Origin of the sequence: Tahibacter caeni (assembly GCF_024609805.1) — a bacterium.
GTDB lineage: Bacteria > Pseudomonadota > Gammaproteobacteria > Xanthomonadales > Rhodanobacteraceae > Tahibacter > Tahibacter caeni.
Genome location: NZ_JANFVR010000331.1, coordinates 1 through 5101, shown reverse-complemented (window position 1 = coordinate 5101; position 5101 = coordinate 1). Strand labels below are relative to the sequence as shown.

The window sequence follows — 5101 nt, the reverse complement described above, 5'->3', positions numbered from 1 at the left end:
GGCGAATCGGTGACCGAGGCGCTGCAGCGCGCCGATGCGCAGCGCGCGGCGCGCCGGCGCTTCCTGCAGCAGAGCGCGGTCGCCGCGTCGGCGCTCGCGCTGGCCGCCTGCGCGAAGGTCGCGCCGCGGCCGGTATCGGGCGAGGAAGTCGTCATCGTCGGCGCCGGCATGGCCGGTCTCGCCGCGGCGTGGAAGCTGCGCCGCGCCGGCGTCCCCGTGCGCCTGATCGAGGCGCAGACGCGCTGCGGCGGCCGCATGCTGAGCCTGCGCAACCACTTCGCCGACGGCCAGGTCTGCGAGCTCGGCGGCGAGCTCATCGACAGCGGCCACGAGCGCATGCGTCGGCTCGTGCGCGACCTGCGCCTGACGCTCGACGATCTGACCGGCGACGAAACCCCGGGCCTGACCGACAGCTGGTATTTCGACGGCAGCCTGCGCAGCGAGCACGAAGTGCTGCAGGCGTTCGCGCCGGTCGCGCAGGCGATACGGCGCGACCAGCTGGCGATCGACGGCGGCGACATCACGCCGGAGAACTTCGCCGCGGCGCAGGCGCTCGACCGGCAGAGCCTCGCCGAATGGTTCGACCGCAACGGCGTCAGCGGCTGGATACGCCGGCTGCTCGACGTGGCCTACACCACCGAGATGGGCCTGGAGTGCGACCGCCAGTCGTCGCTGAACCTGCTGACCTTCATTTCGCCGCGCACCGATCACCTGCGCCTGTTCGGCGACAGCGACGAGCGCTATCACGTGCGCGGCGGCAACGATCGCGTGACTTCGGCGCTGGCCGGGAAACTCGCCGACGCCATCGAGACCGGCTGTGTGCTCGAGGCGCTGCGCCGTGCGCCCGACGGACGCTACCGGCTCGCGCTGCGCCGCGACGGCGTCAGCCGCGAGCTCGACGCGGCGCAAGTCGTGCTCGCGATTCCGTTCACGACCCTGCGCCAGGTCGAGCTCGATCTCGAACTGCCGGCGACCAAGCGCGCTGCGATACGGGGGCTCGGCTACGGCACCAACGCGAAGCTCATGATCGGCTTCGAACGGCGCGTCTGGCGCGAGCGCCACGGCAGCACCGGCAGCCTGATGTGCGATCTCGCGCTGCAGACGACCTGGGAAACGAGCCGGCGCCAGCCCGGCGCCGCCGGCATCCTGACCAACTTCGTCGGCGGCCGGCACGGCCTGGCCATCGGCGAAGGCACGCCGAAATTCCAGGCCGATCAAGTCGTGGCCGAGCTGGACGCCGTGTTTCCGGGGGCGGCCGCGGCCCGCGGCGCCGCGCGCGAGGCGCGCTTCCACTGGCCCAGCCATCCGTGGACCCAGGGCAGCTACGCCTGCTTCGCGCCGGGCGACTGGACCGGACTGCGCAACGACATCGCGACCTCGGTCGGCCGCCTGCATTTCGCCGGCGAACACTGCTCCGACGAATTCCAGGGCTTCATGGAAGGCGCGCTGGAATCCGGCGAAACCGTCGCCGAACGGATACTGGCCGAGCGCCACGCCTCGGGGGCCTGGCATCGGGAATGGGGAACCGGGAACCGGACTCGCGTGGCGTGAGGCGCCGTCGACGGCGGTGAAGCGGAGCCGCTCATCGCAACCTGCGGGCCTCGAGCTCCGCATCGAGCTCGGCCAGTCGCTGCGGCGTGCCGACGTCGGTCCAGGCGCCGCGGTGGTGCAGGCCGGCGGCGCGGCCGGCAGCGATCGCGGCTTGCAGCAGCGGGGCGAGCTTGAAGCGCGGCGGATCCTCGCGCGCGCCGGCCGCGTCGCCGATGACGCGTTGCCAGCCGTCGAGCAGCGCCGGACGATACAGGCCGATGCCGGCGAAGGTCAGGCGCGGTGCGGTCTCGTCGTCGCCGTCGGCGACCAGGCGCGTGCCGCGCAGGCGGAAATCGCCGCGCGGGTGATGGGCCGGGTTGTCGACGAGCGCGAGGCAGGCCAGGTCGTCGTCGCGCAGCTGCAGCCGCGCCAGATCGAGATCGCAATGCACGTCGCCGTTGAGCGCGAGGAACGGCGCGTCGCCGAGCCGCGGCAGGGCCTGCAGCAGGCCGCCGCCGGTCTCCAGCGGTTCGGCGCCTTCGCGGCTGTAGTGCAGCTTCAGGCCCCAATCCGCACCGTCGCCGAGCGCGGCCGGAAACGCATCGGCGAGCCAGGACACGTTGACGACGACCTCGTCGACGCCGAACGCGGCCAGGCGCTGCAGGTGGCGCTCGATCAGGCGCAGGCCGCCGGCGCGCAGCAGCGGCTTGGGCGTGTGCTCGGTCAGCGGCCGCATGCGCTCCCCCTTGCCGGCGGCGAAGATCAGCGCCTTCATGCCGCGTCCGCGTCCGCGTCGCGGCGCCGGCGCAGGTCGACGCCGGCGGTCGCGCGTGACAGCAGCGCGACGAAATCGGCGAGCTCCGCGTAGCGGCCGGCCACGTCCAGCACGTAGCGCAGCACCAGCGGCAGGTCGTCGAGATAGTGCGGCTTGCCGTCGCGATAGCAGAGCCGGCAGAACAGGCCGAGCACCTTGATGTGCCGCTGCAGGCCGGTGAAATCGAACCAGCGGCGGAACTGCGCCGCGCCGGCGGCGATGCGGCCGCTCGCGACGAGCCGCTCGCGATAGGCTTCGGCCCAGGCATCCACGCGTGCGGCGGGCCAGGCGATGTAGCAGTCGCGCAGCAGCGAGACCAGATCGTAGGTCAGCGGACCGTGCAGCGCGCCCTGGAAATCGATGATGCCCGGCGTCGGCGGCGCGAGCATGAGGTTGCGGCTGTGGTAGTCGCGATGCACGAAGCCGTAGGGCTGCGACTGCACGGTGTCGAGAATGCGCCGGAACGCGAGCTCGAGCACGTCCCAGTCGCCGCAGCCCGGCTGCAGGCCGAGGTGGCGCGCGAGCAGCCACTCGGGCAGGTATTCGAGCTCCATCTGCAGCCGCGCCTCGTCGTAGCGCTCCAGATCGCGGCCGTCGAGCTGCGTCTGCAGCACGAACAGCGCGTCGAGCGCGGCGCCGTACAGCGCGTCGGCGCTGTCCGCGTCGAGCGCGTCGAGATACAGGCGCGTGCCGAGGTCTTCGAGCAGCAGGAAACCTTGCTCCGTATCGGCCGCGTGCACCGCCGGCACATGCAGGCCGACCGCGGCGAGCTGCGCGCCGATCGTGAGCCACGGCGCGACCGGTTCGCGGTCCGGCGGCGAGTCCATGACGATGAAGCTGCGGCCGTCGCGGCGCACGCGCCAGTAGCTGCGGAAGCTCGCGTCGGCCGAGGCCACGTCGAGGCTGAGCGGATCGGCGCCGCAGGCGACGACGAAGGCGTGCAGGGCGGTCTGGCGGGAGGCGTCGGTAGTCATCGGTACGAGTGCGGAACTGCGGCGGCAGCCGCTCAGGGCTTGGGCTTCGCGCCCGGCGCGTGCGCTTCGCCGAGGTACAGGTCGATCGTGACGCGGTCGTTGCGCGCATAGACCAGCCAACGCCCGTCGGGACTCAGGTCCAGCGCCGGCGCGAAGGTCGTCGGCGCATCGGCGAGCAGGGGAGTCATGGCACGCTTGTCGATGTCGTAACGCTGCACGAAGCGCTGGCCGTTGCTGTCGCGCGCGACGAAGGCCAGGCCGCCGTCGTGCAGCGAGATGTAGGTGCTGTCAGGCCTGAGGCTGTCGTTCTTGTCGCTGCCGTCGAGCACGACCTTGCAGCGGGTCGCGTCGAGCGCGCAGACGCGCAGCCCGGCCTCGACGGCGACGTCGACGACGAGGTAGCTGGCGTCGGTCGCGAACTGTTCGACGTTGGCGTCGAGCAGCAGGCGCGCGCCGCTGCCGTCGGCCGCGGCGCGCCAGAGCTGCTCGCGCTCGTCGCGCCGGCGCAGGTAGTAGATGAAGCGGCCGTCGTGGCCGTACTGGGCGTAGTGCGCATCCTCGCCGAGGCCGTCGACGGCGACCGGCTGGCGCGTCGCGAGGTCGTAGCGGTAGATCGCGCTGTGTTCGGTGCTGCAGGCATAGGGCAGGCACTCGGTGCCGTCGCTGCGGTTGAGGATCGCGGTCACGAGCAGATGCCCGGAGCCCGGATGCCAGCTCGGGCGCACCCAGCGCTGGCCCGGATCGAGCGCGAGGCGTTGCACGTCGCTGCCGTCGGGCTTGGCGAGATAGACCGATTCCAGGCCGTCGCGGTTGGAGCCGAACGCGAGCCAGCGGCCGTCGGGCGAAAAGCTCGGCTGGTTGTTGTAGCGCTGCGACTGCGTGATCGGCTGCGGCGGTGTTTCGGGACTGCGCAGGTCGGCGCGCCAGAGATTGGCCTGGTAGTCGGCGATCTCGTAGAGCAGCGCGCCGTCGGCGGCGACGTCGGGATAGCGCGCGCCGCGCGCGCCGACGAATTCGAGCGCGCCCGTGGCCGCGTCGGCGCGGTACAACGCGCGATAGCCGAACAGGTCGCCGGCCAGCACGACGGCTGTGTCGCCGGGCAGCCAGGCCGCGCCGTAGAGCATGCCGGGAGCCGCGACCAGCACGCGCGCTCGCTCCGGCGCCGCCACCGGCAGCAGCCAGAGGCGCTGCTGGCTGTGCTGGCCGCGCGTGAAGACGAGCTGGCCGCCGTCGGACGAGAAACGCGGATTCTGATCCATGAGCGCCTGTTCGCTGGGATCGGTCAGCGGGCGCACAGCGCCGTCGCGGCGATCCAGCAGCGCCAGGCGGGTGCGGCCGGCCGCGGCCGCCTGCGGGAAGGCGACCAGACGCCCGTCGGGCGAGGCGTCGATGCGGCTAGTCGCCGGCGGCGGCGCGCATTCGCCGATGCGGCGCGACTGCTTCTCGATGAGCTTCTGCTCGCGCAGCTCGCAGGAATTGGCCGTGTAGCGCACGAACACGACGGCGCTGTCGTCGTCGACGAATACCGGCGACATGTCCCAGGCCGCGCCGTCGCTGAGTGCGTGGCGCGAGCCGCCGTCGCGCGAGGCGATCCAGATGCGCGCCTCGTCGAGGGTTTCGGCCGAGGCCGACCAGGCCAGCCAGCGTCCGTCGCGCGAGAAGCGTCCGCTCTGGTCGAAGCCGAGCTCGGTCGCGAACGGCCGCGCGCGGTCCACGCGCGTGCGCAGGTCGCCGGCGGCCTGCTGCGCGCCGGGGGGCTGCGGCAGGGCCCAGGCCAGCAGCG

The 5101-nt window shown here is 72.5% G+C and carries 4 protein-coding genes; 1 reads left to right on the top strand and 3 read right to left on the bottom strand.

Going from position 1 to position 5101, the window contains the following annotated elements; genetic code table 11:
* The coding region (locus NON22_RS20010) for a flavin monoamine oxidase family protein (RefSeq protein ID WP_257388743.1) at positions 1-1551 on the top strand (1551 nt) is incomplete at its 5' end.
* Between the two features lie 31 nt (positions 1552-1582).
* Here the strand turns inward: NON22_RS20010 and murU are convergent.
* From murU to NON22_RS19995, 3 genes are all read right to left on the bottom strand, one after another.
* On the bottom strand, positions 1583-2305 hold the full coding sequence (gene murU, locus NON22_RS20005; RefSeq protein WP_257388742.1) for an N-acetylmuramate alpha-1-phosphate uridylyltransferase MurU: 723 nt from the start codon (positions 2303-2305) through the stop codon (positions 1583-1585).
* Complete coding sequence (locus NON22_RS20000; RefSeq protein ID WP_257388741.1) at positions 2302-3318, bottom strand: aminoglycoside phosphotransferase family protein; 1017 nt, start codon at positions 3316-3318, stop codon at positions 2302-2304. Before NON22_RS20000 ends, murU begins: the two co-directional genes overlap by 4 nt.
* A gap of 32 nt (positions 3319-3350) precedes the next feature.
* A partial coding sequence (locus NON22_RS19995; RefSeq protein ID WP_257388740.1) for a TolB family protein occupies positions 3351-5101 on the bottom strand: 1751 nt, incomplete at its 5' end.